Annotated in this window: 12 protein-coding genes and 3 pseudogenes; 9 read left to right on the top strand and 6 right to left on the bottom strand. The window is 69.9% G+C overall.

The annotated features are described in order from the left end of the window. Positions 1–858, top strand: coding sequence for a metallophosphoesterase family protein (locus ACW4TU_RS43410; RefSeq protein ID WP_457422788.1), 858 nt, complete (start codon positions 1–3; stop codon positions 856–858). A 217-nt stretch (positions 859–1,075) separates the two neighbouring features. Here ACW4TU_RS43410 and ACW4TU_RS43405 read toward each other — a convergent pair. Beyond that, positions 1,076–1,201 (bottom strand): annotated as a pseudogene (locus ACW4TU_RS43405) (DNA-binding response regulator); the annotation flags it as partial. 7 nt (positions 1,202–1,208) lie between these two features. Continuing rightward, the gene (locus ACW4TU_RS43400) at positions 1,209–2,192 is read right to left on the bottom strand and encodes a threonine ammonia-lyase (protein WP_457422786.1); all 984 of its coding nucleotides are present in this window, start codon (positions 2,190–2,192) and stop codon (positions 1,209–1,211) included. 90 nt (positions 2,193–2,282) lie between these two features. Between ACW4TU_RS43400 and ACW4TU_RS43395 the strand changes: the two genes are divergently transcribed. From ACW4TU_RS43395 to ACW4TU_RS43380, 4 genes and pseudogenes are all read left to right on the top strand, one after another. After that, positions 2,283–2,615: a hypothetical protein gene (locus tag ACW4TU_RS43395; protein ID WP_457422784.1), complete on the top strand. Its 333-nt coding sequence runs from the start codon at positions 2,283–2,285 to the stop codon at positions 2,613–2,615. A 349-nt stretch (positions 2,616–2,964) separates the two neighbouring features. Next, entirely contained in the window at positions 2,965–4,683 is a 1,719-nt protein-coding gene (locus tag ACW4TU_RS43390) for a PP2C family protein-serine/threonine phosphatase (RefSeq protein WP_457422782.1), read from the top strand. An 812-nt stretch (positions 4,684–5,495) separates the two neighbouring features. Continuing rightward, a complete protein-coding gene (locus ACW4TU_RS43385) occupies positions 5,496–6,155 on the top strand; it encodes a hypothetical protein (protein ID WP_457422780.1) in 660 nt (219 codons plus the stop codon). Positions 6,156–6,403: 248 nt separating this feature from the next. Continuing rightward, positions 6,404–6,760, top strand: a pseudogene (locus ACW4TU_RS43380) (hypothetical protein). Between the two features lie 24 nt (positions 6,761–6,784). Here ACW4TU_RS43380 and ACW4TU_RS43375 read toward each other — a convergent pair. Both ACW4TU_RS43375 and ACW4TU_RS43370 read right to left on the bottom strand, forming a co-directional pair. After that, a complete protein-coding gene (locus ACW4TU_RS43375; RefSeq protein WP_457422778.1) occupies positions 6,785–7,111 on the bottom strand; it encodes a hypothetical protein in 327 nt (108 codons plus the stop codon). After that, positions 7,044–7,754: a type III effector protein gene (locus ACW4TU_RS43370; RefSeq protein WP_457422776.1), complete on the bottom strand. Its 711-nt coding sequence runs from the start codon at positions 7,752–7,754 to the stop codon at positions 7,044–7,046. The genes ACW4TU_RS43375 and ACW4TU_RS43370 overlap by 68 nt, the downstream gene beginning before the upstream one ends. Positions 7,755–7,856: 102 nt before the next feature. Between ACW4TU_RS43370 and ACW4TU_RS43365 the strand changes: the two genes are divergently transcribed. Together ACW4TU_RS43365 and ACW4TU_RS43360 are read left to right on the top strand one after the other, a co-directional pair. Further along, a complete protein-coding gene (locus ACW4TU_RS43365; protein WP_457422774.1) occupies positions 7,857–8,291 on the top strand; it encodes an Hsp20/alpha crystallin family protein in 435 nt (144 codons plus the stop codon). A gap of 279 nt (positions 8,292–8,570) precedes the next feature. Continuing rightward, on the top strand, positions 8,571–8,924 hold the full coding sequence (locus ACW4TU_RS43360) for a DUF2267 domain-containing protein (RefSeq protein WP_457422772.1): 354 nt from the start codon (positions 8,571–8,573) through the stop codon (positions 8,922–8,924). A gap of 197 nt (positions 8,925–9,121) precedes the next feature. Here the strand turns inward: ACW4TU_RS43360 and ACW4TU_RS43355 are convergent, their stop codons facing one another. Together ACW4TU_RS43355 and ACW4TU_RS43350 are read right to left on the bottom strand one after the other, a co-directional pair. Beyond that, complete coding sequence (locus ACW4TU_RS43355; protein WP_457422770.1) at positions 9,122–11,299, bottom strand: TerD family protein; 2,178 nt, start codon at positions 11,297–11,299, stop codon at positions 9,122–9,124. A 104-nt stretch (positions 11,300–11,403) separates the two neighbouring features. Next, a pseudogene (locus ACW4TU_RS43350) lies at positions 11,404–11,664 on the bottom strand (hypothetical protein); the annotation flags it as partial. A 325-nt stretch (positions 11,665–11,989) separates the two neighbouring features. Here ACW4TU_RS43350 and ACW4TU_RS43345 point away from each other — a divergent pair. Next, positions 11,990–13,501 carry a glycoside hydrolase family 43 protein gene (locus ACW4TU_RS43345; RefSeq protein ID WP_457422768.1) on the top strand — a complete coding sequence of 504 codons (1,512 nt, stop codon included), beginning with the start codon at positions 11,990–11,992 and terminating at the stop codon, positions 13,499–13,501. A 92-nt stretch (positions 13,502–13,593) separates the two neighbouring features. Next, entirely contained in the window at positions 13,594–15,360 is a 1,767-nt protein-coding gene (locus tag ACW4TU_RS43340; protein ID WP_457422766.1) for a cellulase family glycosylhydrolase, read from the top strand. Positions 15,361–15,411 lie beyond the last annotated feature (51 nt).

Genomic DNA, 15,411 nt, shown 5'->3' with positions numbered 1-15,411 from the left:
ATGGGGAGGGCGCCGAGGCTGCTGGCAGTCAGCGACCTGCACATCTCCTACGAGGAGAACCGGCGGTTCCTGGACCAGCTCCGTCCCACCTCCGACGAGGACTGGCTCATCGTCGCCGGCGACGTCGCCGAAACGGCCACGGACCTCTCGTACGCGCTCGGCACGCTCGCCCGCCGGTTCGCGAAGGTGATCTGGGTGCCCGGCAACCACGAACTGTGGACGACCGACGACGATCCGGTCCAGCTGCGCGGCGAGGCCCGCTACCGGCACCTCGTCGACATGTGCCGCTCTCTCGACGTGATCACACCGGAGGATCCCTTTCCGGTGTGGCACGGCTCCGGCGGGCCGGTGGTCGTGGCACCGCTGTTCCTGCTCTACGACTACACCTTCCGGCCCGAGGGCACCGCCACCAAGGCGCAGGCGCTTGAACGGGCGTACGACGCCGGCGTGGTGTGCACCGACGAGTTCCGGCTCTTCCCCGACCCCTACCCGGACCGTGAGACCTGGTGCCGGGCCCGGGTCGTGGAGAGCGAACGCCGGCTGTCCGCGCTCGACCCCGCGGCCACCACGGTGCTGGTCAACCACTGGCCGTTGCTGCGGGATCCCACCCGGGTGCTGTGGTACCCGGAGTTCGCTCTGTGGTGCGGTACGGAACTCACGTCCGACTGGCATCTCCGCTTCCGCGCGACGGCTGTCGTCTACGGTCATCTGCACATTCCCCGGACGACGGTGCACGACGGTGTGCGCTTCGAGGAGGTGTCCATCGGCTACCCCCGCGAATGGCGGCGGCGCGGCCTGCCGCGAGGCATCCTGCGTGACGTACTGCCGGCCGCGAAGCCCGCGCCGGCGGTGCCGTGAGAGCAATCCCCGGCGGGCCGGACCGTTCTTTCCCTGTGGGCAACACAAAAAGCCCGTCCGATGTACGGACGGGCCCTTCGACGGAGCGCCGGGCAGGCCTTGCACCTGCATTTCCCCGCGGGAAGCGGGGCGTCTTTCCTTGGACCACCGACGCGCGACCAGCCACCCGGAGTTGCGGCGACCAGCTCAAGATCAACCCTAGCGCATCTGTCCGCCAGGGGGTCACCAGCCCTGATTCGTACGCGCTCAGCATGATGCGGTTGAGGTGGGTCTTGACCGTGGCCTCACTGACGTAGAGGCGGCCGGCGATCTCCAGGGCACCTCGGTGGAGGAGAACGACGACGGCCGGATCATCTTCCACTGTGGCTGGGTGCCGCGCCGACCCAGCGGTGATAGGCGTCCACGTCGACGTTGCTTCCGCACACGATGGTGACCACGTGCCGGCCCGCGAAGCGGTCACGGTCCTCGATGACGGCCGCGATACCGAGCGCGGCCGACGGCTCGACGACGAGGCCGGCGTGGTCGAGGAGCATCCGCATACCGGCGATGATCGACGCCTCCTGGACAAGGACGGCATCGTCGGCGACCAGGAGGAGGTCGTCCAGGACGGCCGGGATCGGACGTCGCCCGGCGACGCCGTCAGCGATGGTGTCGGTCGAGTCGGTGGTGACGACACATCGTCCGTGCCACGAGCGTGTCATCGCCGGTGCGCCCAGCGGCTGGACGCAGATCACCTCGACCTCGGGCGTCAGGGCCTTCAGCACGTGGCCCACACCAGTGGCCAGTGCCCCGCCGCCGAGAGCGATCAGGACCGCGTCGAACGACGGCACCGCGTCCACCAGTTCCAGGCCGATGGTCGCCGCACCCTCGCAGGTCCCGATGTCCAGGCTGTCCTCGACCAGCCGGACACCGTCGTACCGCGCGATGGCCGACGCCCGCTCGCGCGCCAGCTCGTGGTCGCCGTCCACCAGCTCCAACCTGGCGCCCAACGCGCGAATGCGATCAAGCTTGGCCGCCGTCGCGAAACGGGATGCGACGACAGTCACGTCGAGCCCCCGGCCACGACCGGACCACGCGAGGGCTTGGCCAAGATTGCCCGCGCTGGCACACACCGCGGCTCGCGCGCCTTTGTCGGCGAGCAGAGTCGTGACCACCTCGGTGCCACGGCCCTTGAAGCTGCGGACCGGATTCGCCGTTTCGAGCTTGATGCTCACCGCGCACCCGAGACCGGGCTCCAACGCCTCACAGCGGTACAGCGGGGTATCGAGGAAAACCGGGTCGATCACCCGGCGGGCCGCCCGGATCCCAGCGGTGTCGAGGCGCGTCTCCTGCATGACACCGCAGCGTAGCCGCGCCGGAGTTGTTCCCTCAGGTATGTGTTCCTCCTCTGCGAAACTTCGGTGACCGAGGCCGAGGGAGGGGTCATGGGGATTGAACTGGAGCTGCACGCGGGGCGGCCCATGCGCAAGGGGAGATCCCGGGAGACGTTGCTGCGAGGCTCATATGAGCACGGTGAAGCGTTGGTGAGGGCGCTGAGGACCCTCGACCGGCACAATTCGGGCAAGCTGGGCTGGGTGGACCCCTACGGCGACACCCTGTTCAATGAGCAGGAAGCCCAGGTCCCCCGTCAGGAAGCCGACGCTCTGAAACAGCGTTGCACCGACGAGGAGGAGAAGGCGGCCCTTCGTGACCTCGCTGAGCTTCTTGAGGCGTGTGCGGCGACGCCGGGCAGCTACTTGTGGTTTGTCGGTGACTGACCGCTGGTTCGCCATGGCCGCGTCATCGGCGTGCCGTGCCGGCATTCTCAGACCGCCGGTGCCAGGGTGCGCCTCCTCATTCCCGATGGCTCCCGTGACGACGATCCTGCCGCCGGATTGACCGCTCACCGTCGGCCTGAGCAGGGACGACGGCGGCGCATGGCAGGACGACCCGGGCGGTGGCCGCGAGCTCCTGCGGTGCGGGCAGGCCGTGCGCCGGCGCTCCGGCCGTGGGCGTCGGTTTGCCATCCGCGGACCGGGGCGAGGCTGAATGCGCCGACACCGGGGCAGTCGGAAAGGCAGATACCGTCGAGCGGGCGCGCCGCAAGTCAGCTAGGGAGATCAGGGCATGGAAGGACCAGAGCATACGGAGAACCACGGGAAAGGGCCCCTGCCGAAACATGCCGCCGGACTCACCGAGACGCTGGAAGCCCTCGGAACCGGGGCTTACCTCGTCGACGAGCAGGGCCGCATCCTGGCCGTCAACTCCCGCGCCGAGCAGTTTCTGGACCAGCCGACCGAAGATCTTCTCGGCCATGACGCGCACGACCTGCTGCACCGGGACGCCCACGGCCACCCCTTGCCACGGACCCAATGCCGTATGCGGCAGGCTTTCCACGCTCGACGCACCGCTCAGGCCGACGAGGACTACTTCATACGCGGGGACGGCTCGCTGTTGCCCATCTCGTGGCTGATAACTCCCTTCGACCTCGGCGACCATGAGCACAGCACGCTGGTCCTCTTCCAACCGCGGCATCTGCGGGGACCCGACGCGCACCCGCAGCCCGCGACCACACTGCTGCCGGAACTCGAACGGCTCGCCCTGCTGGCCGCGACGACCACACAACTGACCTCCACCCTCGATGTCGAAGAGGCGCTGCGACGGCTGGTGACCCTGGTGGTGCCCCGGCTGGCCGACTGGGCCATCATCGACCTGATCACTGAACGTGACGAGGTGTGGCGCACTGTCGTCGCCGAGATGGACGGTGAGGCCCTGGTGCACCACGAGGAGCTGCAGGGACCGATGCCACCGGTCCCCCAGGAGTCCCCGATGCCCTTGTCCCGGGCCCTGCGCGGGGTCGCTTCGACTCTGGCCGGTCCGCAGACCTACCAGGGCCCACCGGATTCCGGCATCGCGGTCGAACAGCGCCGTCTGTTCGACGCCACCGGCATTCACTCCGCGGCCATCGCCCCCATCCGCAGCACCCGAGCAGTCCTCGGCGCCCTCACGCTGGGCCGTGCCAAGCAGCCGGGAGACTTCAACGCCCTTGATCTCCCCCTGATCGAGGACATCGCCCGCCGCGCCGGCCTCGCGCTGGACAACGCGCGCCTCTACCAGCGCCAGCGCAAGGTCGCCGAGACCATGCAGAACCATCTGCTGCCCCAGATGCCACGCGTGCCCGGGTTGCAGATGACGGTCCGTTACCTGCCGGCGCCCGACGCCTCACAGGTCGGGGGTGACTGGTACGACGCCTTCTCCCTGGCCGACGGCGCCACCGCGCTGGCCATCGGTGACGTCGTCGGCCACGACCTGGAGGCCGCGGCCGGCATGGCGCAGGTGCGCAACATGCTCCGCGCCTACGCCTGGGCCCTGCGACAGCCCCCCAGCCAGATCGTCGAACGCCTCGACGAGGCGGTCCTGCACATCACCGACGTCGCCATGGCCACCATGATCCTCGCCCGGCTCGAAGAGACCCACGACGGCCAGTGGAAGCTGTCCTGGACCAACGCCGGCCACCCACCGCCGCTGCTGATCAGCCATGACGGCCTGGCCGACTACCTCACCGAGGGGCACGGCATTCTGCTGGGCACCGGATCCCACAAGCCCCGCACCGACGCCAGCGCCATGCTGCCGCCGGGCTCCACCCTCCTGCTGTACACCGACGGTCTGATCGAGGAATCCGGCCACACCCTCGACGAGGGCCTGCACCGGCTGCGCCAGCACGCCGCCGCCCTCGCCCACCGTCCGTTGGCCTCCTTCACGGACCAGTTGCTGCGCCGGGTCCGCCCCCTCGCCAACGACGACGACGTCGCCCTCCTCGCCTTGCGGGTACCCACCCTGACGTGACCCCCGCATGCCTGGCGGCCATCGCGGCGGCTTCGACCAGCGACTCCGGCTCTCACGGAACCGATGGGTTCGGCCGCGTCGGGAGTGTGCCTGTCGACCGCACACCACAGTGAGCGGACCGAGGACCGACCTGCATGACACTCCGCGGAGCCTTGTGGGCAGCGGATCGCGGCCGGGTGCTGTGGGCCTGGTGGCTCGCGGCGACCGCATCGAGGTTACGACCGAGCGACCACACCTCCGAGGCCCAACGCGAGATCGGCAACCTGTTCCTGGAGGGCCAGGGGTGGGCATTCGGTGGCACCGGTACGTCGGCGCACATCGTTCCGTCCACCGGCACGGTCACCGTCCTGCTCACTCGAAGAGCGGCCGACGGCCCGGTCCCGCCCCCGTGGATGCGAGACTTCTGGCTGTACGACGCCGATGTCCGACCGAGTGCTCGGCCGTTGACTCGTGATGGGTCCCGGGCCGGTTCCCGGGTTGGGTTCCGCGCCGGTTCACTTTCACTCGGCTTGGTGAGGGCACCAGCCGCGACGCGGCCACCCAATGCCCGTGTGGGCACGCGGCACACTCTCCCACCGGCATGACACTGGCCTCCTGGCAGGCCGACGGCCCACGATCCTCCGCCCCAACCAGAACTCCGCCGAACAACCAGCTCCGCCCGCCCGTACTATCTCTACACCGGGGACAACCTGCACCAGGTGCGACCCCGCACGGGACTCGGTCAAGCCCTGCGGACTCACCGCCCAGCCCAGGCGCCTGCTCTGCGAGTTACTTCACAACCCGCGGACTCGCTACGAGGAAAGGCCAGCATCATGCCCGACAGCAAGACACCCACCACCGAACTGACATCGCAGTACATGGCCCAGGTGGGCAACGACCTTGAGCGCAACGCCAAGGAACAGGACCGCATCGGCGCGGAAATCGACGCGCTGCAGGAACAACTGCGCGCCCTGCAACACGACCACACCGTGCTGACGAACATGCGCAACGCGCTCGGCGTCACCGACACCACGACTCAGTCGGCCCCCGCAGCGGACGCAACCCCCTCAGCGACCCGGCAGAAGACCACCTCGCAGTCCGGTGCGGGCAAGGGGGCGCGGGCGAAGAAGACCGTCACCGCGCAAGGCAGCGAGGTGCTCAAGAAGCCTGCTGCCAAGAAGCCCGAGGCCGCAGCCAGCGCGACGGCCGCGAAGACGACGCAGCCCACTCTCGTCGAACTGATCCGCCGCCACCTCACCGATCAGAGCGAGCCCCGATCCGCGGCCGAAATCGCCACGGCACTCGGCCAGGCCCACCCCGACCGCACCATCAAGACCACCGTCGTACGCACCACGGTCGAAGGACTCGTCGCCAAGAGCCATGCCCAGCGCAGCAAGCAGGGCAGCTCCGTCTACTACACCACCGGCGACACCCAGGCCGCGACCTCGCCGACCGCAGCCCCGGCCGCCGACGACCAGGCCGAGGTGGGCTGATCACCAAGTCACCGTCCCTGGGCGCGCCATGACCCTGCCGTCGGTCAACGGCGCATCCAGCCCGGTGAGTTCCTCTGCAGCGTCGCCGTCCGGCGTGACCTGGCAGCGCAGGTCGCCTGACGCCGGGCCAGGCGCACGGGTTCACACGCACGGCCGCGATGAGTTCCGGTCGCGTCAGGAGTCTGTTCTGGTGACCGTCGTACGGCGTCGTACGACACCGCCCGGCACGGGACACCACGGAGGACACCATGACGGCCACGCCCCACAACCCCGCCACCGCGCTGCCCGGCAGCCCGCCCGTCGTTGACCTGGCCACCTGGCAGGCCGCCCGTGACGACCTCCTGGTCCGCGAGAAGTCCCACACCCGCGCGGGTGACGCCCTGGTCAACGGGGCCCGGTCGGCTCGACATGACGCCCTACGGCCGCGGCGAGGCCTGGGAGGAAACCCCTCGGGCCGGCCCGAGGGGCGCCACTCGTGCTGGTCCTGGCGCTCGGACGCGGACGGGAACGCCGACTGGGGGCCCACCGGCCGACCCGTACCGCAGTGGACCCGCCCCGGCGCGACCCCCGTCGAGACCCTCGGTCGGCGCGGCCACCACCACTGACGTCCCGAAGGGCGGCCTGTGAGGTCACCCGCTGTGCGGGTTCGCCTCGGCAGCCCCGAAGGTGAAGCGGGCATGGAGTGCGGTGCACAGGATGGTCGAGGCGCCCGTGATCAGCGCGTTCGCCAACGCCCAGGCATCGTCGCGGCGAGGCGAGGCCAGGCGCGCCACGACGCCGCTGGACAGCAGTCCGACGCCACCGCCGCACAGGACGAACCGCGCGAAGGAGTCGAGCGGTCCGGGAGCGGCGGTGGAGATCGGGCGGAGGATCCAGCAGGCGTGGAGGTCACGTTCCGTTCTGGCGACGGCTGCCGCTGTGCCGGCGGAGTCGGTCGGTGTGGCGGGCGATGTCATCGACGCGCGCCGCGAGGTCGGGGTGGCCGGACGCCAGATATGGCTGCGTGACCGACAGGGGGCCGACGAGGGCGGCGGTGTCGTTGTCGGCGAGGGCGGCGGTGAGTTCGGCGAGAGGCGTGCGAGCCGCGGTGGGGAGGTCGGTGAGCGCGGTGATCTGGCCGGCGAGCCGGCGCAGGTCGGCGGCGTTGGCCCGGGCCCAGGTGGTGACGGTGCGGTCGGCGGCGCGGCGGTCACGGGTGGCGCGTACCCGCTGCTCGCCCGTGGAGCCCGGGCTCCCGGGTCGTACGCGCAGGTAGCGGCGTTCGGCGGCCTGACGGCTGGAGACGCCGAGCGGCTGGGCGAGGTCGGCCCAGCTGGCGCCCGCCTCCCGGGCCTCCTCGATCAGACCCGGCTCCCACTCGGCGAGCTGGTCGCGCACCTCGCGGAGCATGAGCAGCGCGGTGAGCGCCTGCTCCGAGCCGGTCGGGCCGGGCTCGGCGTGCTCTCCGTCCCGCGCTGTTCCGGCGGTGCGCAGGGCCTCGTTGATCGTGTTCAGCGCCGCGGCGGCGGCGAGGAACGACGTGGGGGTGGGGCCGGACGCCCGGGGGGCGGGCTGATCCTCGATGCTCACTGACGCCTCCAACACGCTCTGTCGTCGCATCAACGACGTTTTACTTGTCATCACTACGATGACATGTTACAACAGTGGTGGGTGAACGCATTGGCAGCAACTGCCTGACCTGAACAATGGAGGTGTTCCACAGTGTTGATGCGCACTGACCCCTTCCGTGAGCTTGATCGGCTCACCCAGCAGCTCCTGAACACGACCGGCACCTGGTCACGGCCGTCGGCGATGCCGATGGACGCCTACCGTGAGGGCGAGGAGTACGTGATCGCCCTCGACCTGCCCGGTGTCTCGACCGACGCGATCGACATCGACGTCGAGCGGAACATGCTGACCGTCAAGGCCGAGCGGCGGCCTGTCGCCAAGGCGGACGACGTACAGATGGAACTCTCCGAGCGGCCTCTGGGCGTCTTCTCCCGCCAGCTCGTACTGGCCGACACCCTGGACACCGAGCGCATCAAGGCGCACTACGACGCGGGTGTACTGACCCTGCGTATCCCGATCGCCGAGCGCGCCAAGCCCCGCAAGGTCGCCATCGGCGGCGGCTCCGCGCACCAGGAGATCAGGGGCTGAGCCCTCTCCCAGCCACGGTGGAGACGGGGAGGCGGCCTTCTCCGGGGCCACTTCCCCGTCCTCCACCGGCGCCGGCGGGCTGCGGCCTGTCGTTCGGCCGCACCCAACCGGTACGGCCCGCAGTCACCGACACCCCTTCCCTATCGGGCGACGTCGGTGGCCGGGAGAGGAGCTCTCAGCCACCGACCCACCGTCACTCCGCACTCCGCACTCCGGACGAGAAAGGCAGCCGCGTCACCGATGATTTCCCAGCAGGAACTGTGCCGATCCACTGCGGCCATGTCGTTCGAGCAGATGCTGGAAAGAGTGCGCTACGAAGGCGCGTACCCCACCCGCGCACAGGCCGCGGAGTCCGTGCGTGCCGTGCTGGCCGCCCTCGGGCGCCAGCTCACGGGCGACGAGCGCGCGGAACTGGCGGCCAGACTGCCGTTCGAGGCCGCCGTCACCTTGACAGCGGAGATCCCCGCCACCGAAGCCCTCACCGGCTGGGGCTTCGTCAAGGACCTCGCTGCCCGCACCGGCGGCACGGCGGCCACCACCCGCTGGGACACCGGCACCGTCTTCCGCGTCGTGGGCCAGCTCGCCGGCGAGGAACTCCTCAGCCGCATCCTCACCCAACTCCCGTGCGGCTAGGCCCTGCTGTTCGGCCGCGCCGAACTGACTCAGGCTGCCTGACGCACGAGGACGAGGGGGCACACACGAAACCTGGGAGGCGCCACATGGGCGCCTCCCAGGGGAGTTCGAGGGCGAGGAAAGCGAAAGGACTTGGGTCATTGAGAGTGAATGAGAAGGAAGCCCCTTCATGGCCTCGCCAAGGGCGACGCTAGCACTCAAGCCGGGATCAAGTCGCGCAGATTTTCGAGGGTGATGACTCGGGAGTCCGGGTGCAGCCCCTCGGGACGTTCGAGACCGATGTACGTCACCGGCTCGTCCGGGACCTGCCCGCCGTCCCACAGGTCCACGTCCAGCGCCGTGGTGCCGCTCGACATCAGGTCGATCAGGTACCCCACCGTCAGCTGCTCGCGCTCGACGACGGCGCGCACCAGTTTGGCCACCGACACCTGGTTCTCCTCGACCTGATTGGCCGACGAGATGCCCTTCAGGTAGAGGTGCAGCCACTTCGCACGCCACCGGCCGTCGTCCTCGCGCCGGAACACCAGCGGCAGTGCGACTCGACCCACGCCGCGCAGCTCCGACTTCATCCGCACCGTGCGCGGCTCGAACGGCCGGCCCTTCCGCTCACCGTCGCGCAGCATGAAACCGAAGAACGACTCCTCGACCTCCTCGAAACCCTCCCCCGCGTAGATGTTGACCTGCGGAACGATGAACGTACTGCGTACCCGGTCCAGGGACAGGTTGATGAACTCCGAGGCCCCGTCGGGTGCCTCGGTGACATCGCCCGAGTGCCGGCCCCCGACAGCCCTGAGCGCGGTGTAGGAGAGCCAGGAGTCGGTGCTGTAGTCGGCGTGCAGGAGCAGCGCCGACAGGTCGTAGTCGGTCCGCGCCGCGGCCTCCTTCCAGTACACGAAGAAGCGCAGCTGGTCACCGTCGACCGACGAGACCGAGCCTCGCGGCAGCACGCCGAACCCGGACGCGGTCGCCCTGCCGCTGAGCGGGAGCGCCACGTCGCGGACGTCGGGGTCGATCAGCAGTCGGCCCGGCGTCGGGAGCCGACGACGCGTCTCGGCGTCGAGGGCGGCGATCAGGCGGTCGCGGTCCGGGGCCGGCACGGGCGGCCGGTGATCGGCGCAGACCCAGCCGCGACCTCGGCGGTTGACGAAGACGCGGGGTTCGTCGGTCTCCCGGCCCCGGTTGTGGAAGTGCTCGCGGAGCGAGAGGACGACCCTGCCGGAGACCTCGGGAGCGACCTGCACCGCGGCGGCGACCACCGCGTCCCGCTCCTCCTGGTCGGCGGCGACACGCAGCAGGAAGTCCAGGGCGCGGAACAGCTTGCCGGGAGCGGCCTTCAGCAGCCGCACCGCACCGAGTACGTCGGACTCGTCGAGCAGCTTCTCCACCCGGCTGTCGAAGGACCGCGCCTCCTTCTCGCCCCGCGCCACGGCGAACACATCGGCGGCGTGCGGCCAGCGCGGGTACTCGTGCGGGTGGAGACGCTCACCGAGCCGCTTGAAGGGTTCGCGGTGCGCGTGCACATCGGCCAGTTTCGCGGGGTTCGCCGCGACCACGGCGTCGAGGCCCGCGAGCAGCGCACGGCGGGCCGGCCGCGAGAGCGCCCGGAACCGGGTCGGCTCCTGCAGCGTCACGTCGCCGCCCGACAGCGCGCAGGCCAGTCGCAGCACATCGGTGACGGTGTCCAACAGGAGGTCCGCGCCGACGGCCAGCCGGGCCTCGTTGACGACCGCCCGGTTCTCCCGGACAGGGATCGACTCCGGCTGGGGTCCGAGCGCGCACTGCTCGGCGAGGGTCCCGAGGTCGCGCAGGTGGTCCTCGCCCAGTGGCGTCCTGCTGCCCGCCAAGGCCAGGTACAGGTCCGTGAGTTCGTCGGCCAGGTCCCGCCCGAGGTGCAGGACGGTCACCCGGTCGGCCGCCGAGGCGATCAGCTCGTCCTGCGCCGCCAGCATCTCCTCGTAGGTGTGCTGACAGCGGCCGTACGTCGGGAGGCTGAGGAGGTCCAGCACCCCGTGGGCCAGCTGTGTCAGCACGTTCTCGCGCGATGCGTCGTCGTCGAGCGCCTTCGCCACGCACCGCGTCCAGAACTCCTCGGTGTCCGGCACGTTCGCCGGGAAGTCGATGAAGTACGAGTTGTGCCGGACGTGGTCACCCACCATCTCGCTCACGGTGCGCAGCGTCCGCCTGGCGGTGTGCACGACGGCGGCCTCGGACAGCCTCGACAGCCGCTCGAGCAGCTCCGCCGAGAGCTTGAAGCCCACGGATGTCAGCGCCGCGTCGAACTGCCGCGCGGCGGTGGCTCCTTCACCGGCGGAGCCCTTGGGAGAGGGAAGGCGGTGGGTGTGCCGGATGACCAGCGATTCGAGACTGTGCGCCATTCGGGGATGATCGCAGAGGTGTGCGAACCGGCGCACGGGAGATTTTTGTGTGCACCTCTGCGATGAAAACAATGCAAGTCACAGCGACACCATGGGCGCTGAAGGGGATTCCAGGTCGCGCCCAGCCCGACGGCCTGTGGAAAGACGGTCGCCTCGCCGAGCCAGGACACACCGTGCAGCGCCTCCGTGCCGGTGCGGAACGTGGCGAGGCCGAGGCGCTCGACGGCCGGCGCCTACTGGTGCAGCAGCGCGATCCGCTCGTCGAGCGTGAGCCGTCCGAGCAGGTCGTGGACACGCTTGTCGACCGGCAGCGCCGGGTCACGGAACGGAGGGCGGTGGGCGGCGGACCGGGACGGAGAACCCACGAGGCAGACCCCTAAGCAGGCTGGGTGCGGATTGTTGAAGCGCTTCGACGCTGCCACTGGCCCCACGGACTGTCGATGACACGTAGATCAGAAAGTTTCCCGGCTTTCAGCCCCTTGTTTCGCGAGAAACATGTCATTAACGTACGCCGCCAGGTGAAGCGCTTCGACACTCAGAGGGAGAAGGGCCGCCGCCATGACCAATGAGTTGAACCGCAGAAGCCTCACCGGCGGAGACGGTGGACGCTGTCCGCCCGCGGGGACAGCGAACCGCCGCCGACCGGCTCGCCGGACCACGACAACCGCGCCCCCGGAAGGACTTGCCCGAGTGTCAGAGACGCAGCAGGCGGCCGTCACCTTCGCCAATCCCGTCATCCCCGGCTTCCACCCCGACCCCAGCATCTGCCGTGTGGGCGACGACTACTACATCGTCTGCTCCAGCTTCGAGTACTTCCCCGGCATCCCCGTCTTCCACAGCCGCGACCTGCTGCACTGGACGCAGATCGGCAACGCCCTCGACCGGCCGAGCCAGCTCCGTCTGACGGGCACACCGTCGTCCGGCGGCATCTACGCCCCCACCCTGCGCCACCGCGACGGCCGCTTCTGGCTGATCGTCACCCATGTGACCGAGGGCGGCGGCAACATGCTGTTCACCGCCACCGACCCCGCCGGGCCCTGGTCCGACCCGGTCCGTCTGCCCGGGGTCCCCGGCATCGACCCGGACCTGGCCTGGGACGAGGACGGCACGTGCTGGTGCACGATCGCCGGGGTCTCGCAGGTCCGCATCGACCCGTACACCGGGAAGACGTTCGGACCACCGCACACGCTCTGGTCCGGCGCCCCCGGCGCCAAGGCCCCGGAAGCACCGCACCTGTACCGGATCGGCGACTACTGGTACCTGCTCATCGCCGAGGGCGGCACCGAACGCTGCCACGGCGTCTCGATCGCCCGCGGACGGACGCCCACGGGCCCGTTCGAGCCATGCCCCGACAATCCGGTCCTCACCCATCGCGGCACCGACCACCCCGTCCAGAACACCGGCCACGCGGACCTCGTCCAGCGGCCCGACGGCTCGTGGTGGATGGTGTTCCTGGGCGTCCGGCCGCGCGGCGGCAGCCCGGGCTGGCACGTGCTGGGCCGTGAGACCTTCCTGGCGCCGGTCGAGTGGGTGGACGGCTGGCCCGTCGTCGGCGAGGTGACACCCGAACTGCCCGCGCCCTCCTGGCCGCTCGTCCCCGGCCCCGTCGAGGCGGTCCGGGACGACTTCGATCTCGGCGAACTGCGGCCGCACTGGATCTCCGTGCGCGACCGTCCGGCGGAACACTGCACCACCAGGGAACAGTCGAGCCGGCTGACCCTGCGCGCCCGGGGCGGCTCCCTGGACGAGCCGGACGTCGTGTTCGTCGGCCGCCGCCAGCAGCACCTGACGTGCGAGGCGCGCACCCGGGTCGACCCGGCGCAAGGGCGCGGCGGCCTCGCCGTGCGCCTGGACGAGGAGCACCACTACGAGATCGAGGCGTCGTCCGAAGGAGAGGTGCGCGTCCTCAGCCGTATCGGACCGCTGCGCACCGTCGTGGGATTTCGGTCCGTGCCCGCCGGGCCGGTGGTCCTCGGCGTCCGCGTGACCGCCACTCCTCCCCGGGACGCGCGCACCGGGCCCGACACCCTCACGCTCGGCTTCGAGGAGCCGGACGGCACGTTCAGCGAGCTCGCCACGCTCGACGGCCGCTATCTGTCGACCGAGGTGGCCGGTGGCTTCACCGGTCGGGTCATCGGCATGTACGCCTCGTCCGGGACGGTCCACTTCGACTGGTTCGACTACGAGCCGCTCGCCCCCTGAGCCGACGCCGCGCGCCCCCGTCGACCACGTGCCGCGCCATCCCCCCACACCCACGAGCGGACCTCCGCTCGGCCAACAGAGAAGGATCAAGGATGAAGGGAACGCAACACCCCACCTGGTGCTTCCGCCGCAGTCGCGGCCCCGGCCGTCTGTTCGGCCTCCTCCTGGCACTGGTCGCCGCGATCGGGCTGACCGCCACCACCGCGTTCGCCGTACCGAGCCACAAGGACGCGTCCCGCACAGGGCTTCCGCTGGTCAAGCTCGCCGCCGCCCCGGTGGACACGGTGGCCGCGATGCAGCCCAGCTGGAACCTGGGCAACACCCTCGACGCCATCCCCGACGAGACCTCGTGGGGCAACCCGCTGGTCACCAAGGCCCTGTTCGACACCATCAAGGCCCAGGGCTTCCGGAGTGTCCGGCTCCCCGTCACCTGGGGCGGCCACCAGTCCGCCACCGCCCCCTACACGATCGACGCGACGTGGATGAACCGCGTCAAGCAGGTGGTCGACTGGGCGCTGGCCGACGGTCTCCATGTCGTGCTCAACGTCCACCACGACTCGTGGCAGTGGATCGCCACCATGCCCACCGACCACGACAACGTCCTGGCCCGCTTCAAGGCCACCTGGGCCCAGATCGCGGACAGGTTCCGTGACTCCCCGCAGGCGTTGCTCTTCGAGAGCAACAACGAGCCGCAGTTCAACAACACCACCGACGCCCAGGGCAACCAGTACAACAACGAACTCAACACCGCGTTCCACGCCCTGGTACGCCAGTCGGGCGGCAACAACGCGACCCGGCTGCTCATGCTGCCCACCCTCCACACCAACGCCGCCCAGGACTTCCTGGACATCCTGGCCACCGAGATGAAGTCGCTGAACGACCCCAACCTGGTGGCCACCGTGCACTTCTACGGCTGGTACCCGTTCAGCGTGAACATCGCCGGCGGCACACAGTTCGACGCCACCGCGCAGAAGGACATGACCGACACCTTCTCCCGGATCCGCAACACCCTCACCTCCAAGGGCATCCCCGTCTACCTGGGCGAGTACGGCCTGCTGAACTACCCCGACCACAACCATCCCGACCGCGTCGAACTGGGCGAGGCGCTCAAGTACTTCGAGCAGTTCGGCTACGAAGCCCGCACGGCCGGAGTGACCACGGCCCTGTGGGACGCCTTCAACTTCCTGAACCGCACCACGTTCCAGTGGCGCGACCCCGCCCTCATCAACCAGATCAAGTCGAGCTGGGCCACCCGCTCGGGAACCGCCTCCTCGGACCGGGTCTTCCTCGCGAAGTCGAGTGCGATCACCGCCGGGACGCTCACCCTGAACCCGAACGGCGTCAGCTTCCAGGGGCTTTGGCAGGGCAACACCAGGCTCGCCCAGGGCCGGGACTACACCGTCTCCGGCAACCGGCTCACGCTCACGGCCACCGCTCTCACCCGGCTGACCGGCGACCGCGCCTACGGAGTGAACGCGACCGTCGAGGCCCGGTTCAACCGGGGTCTGCCCTGGAAGATCCACGTGACCACGTACGACAGGCCGACCCTCTCGAACGCGACCGGCAACACCAACGGTGTCACCATCCCCACCCGGTTCCGTGGTGACCTGCTGGCGACCATGGAGGCCACGTACGCGGACGGCGGCAACGCCGGCCCGACGGACTGGACTCCGTACCAGGAGTTCAACGAAGCCTTCTCCCCCGACTACCCGGGCAACGCTCTCCTGCTCACCTCGAAGTTCGTCAACTCACTGCGGGACAACGCGCAGGCGACGCTCGTCTTCCATTTCTGGAGCGGTGCCACCGTGACGTACCGCGTGACGAAGTCCGGAGGTTCGGTGACCGGCACCGTCGGCTGACGGACGGCCGCTCGCCCCGGGTGCCCAGCCGGCACCCGGGGTTCTGCCCCG

The organism is Streptomyces kryoterrae, assembly GCF_054072135.1.
Note: the sequence above shows the minus strand (reverse complement) of the source record. Positions and strands in the feature narration are given on the sequence as shown.

Excerpts from the sequence above, each read along its gene's own strand:
- ACW4TU_RS43410 (WP_457422788.1), top strand. The coding sequence starts at position 1 with ATGGGGAGGGCGCCGAGGCTGCTGGCAGTCAGCGACCTGCACATCTCC.
- ACW4TU_RS43400 (WP_457422786.1), bottom strand. The coding sequence starts at position 2,192 with ATGCAGGAGACGCGCCTCGACACCGCTGGGATCCGGGCGGCCCGCCGG.
- ACW4TU_RS43395 (WP_457422784.1), top strand. The coding sequence starts at position 2,283 with ATGGGGATTGAACTGGAGCTGCACGCGGGGCGGCCCATGCGCAAGGGG.
- ACW4TU_RS43390 (WP_457422782.1), top strand. The coding sequence starts at position 2,965 with ATGGAAGGACCAGAGCATACGGAGAACCACGGGAAAGGGCCCCTGCCG.
- ACW4TU_RS43385 (WP_457422780.1), top strand. The coding sequence starts at position 5,496 with ATGCCCGACAGCAAGACACCCACCACCGAACTGACATCGCAGTACATG.
- ACW4TU_RS43375 (WP_457422778.1), bottom strand. The coding sequence starts at position 7,111 with ATGACATCGCCCGCCACACCGACCGACTCCGCCGGCACAGCGGCAGCC.
- ACW4TU_RS43370 (WP_457422776.1), bottom strand. The coding sequence starts at position 7,754 with ATGCGACGACAGAGCGTGTTGGAGGCGTCAGTGAGCATCGAGGATCAG.
- ACW4TU_RS43360 (WP_457422772.1), top strand. The coding sequence starts at position 8,571 with ATGTCGTTCGAGCAGATGCTGGAAAGAGTGCGCTACGAAGGCGCGTAC.
- ACW4TU_RS43355 (WP_457422770.1), bottom strand. The coding sequence starts at position 11,299 with ATGGCGCACAGTCTCGAATCGCTGGTCATCCGGCACACCCACCGCCTT.
- ACW4TU_RS43340 (WP_457422766.1), top strand. The coding sequence starts at position 13,594 with ATGAAGGGAACGCAACACCCCACCTGGTGCTTCCGCCGCAGTCGCGGC.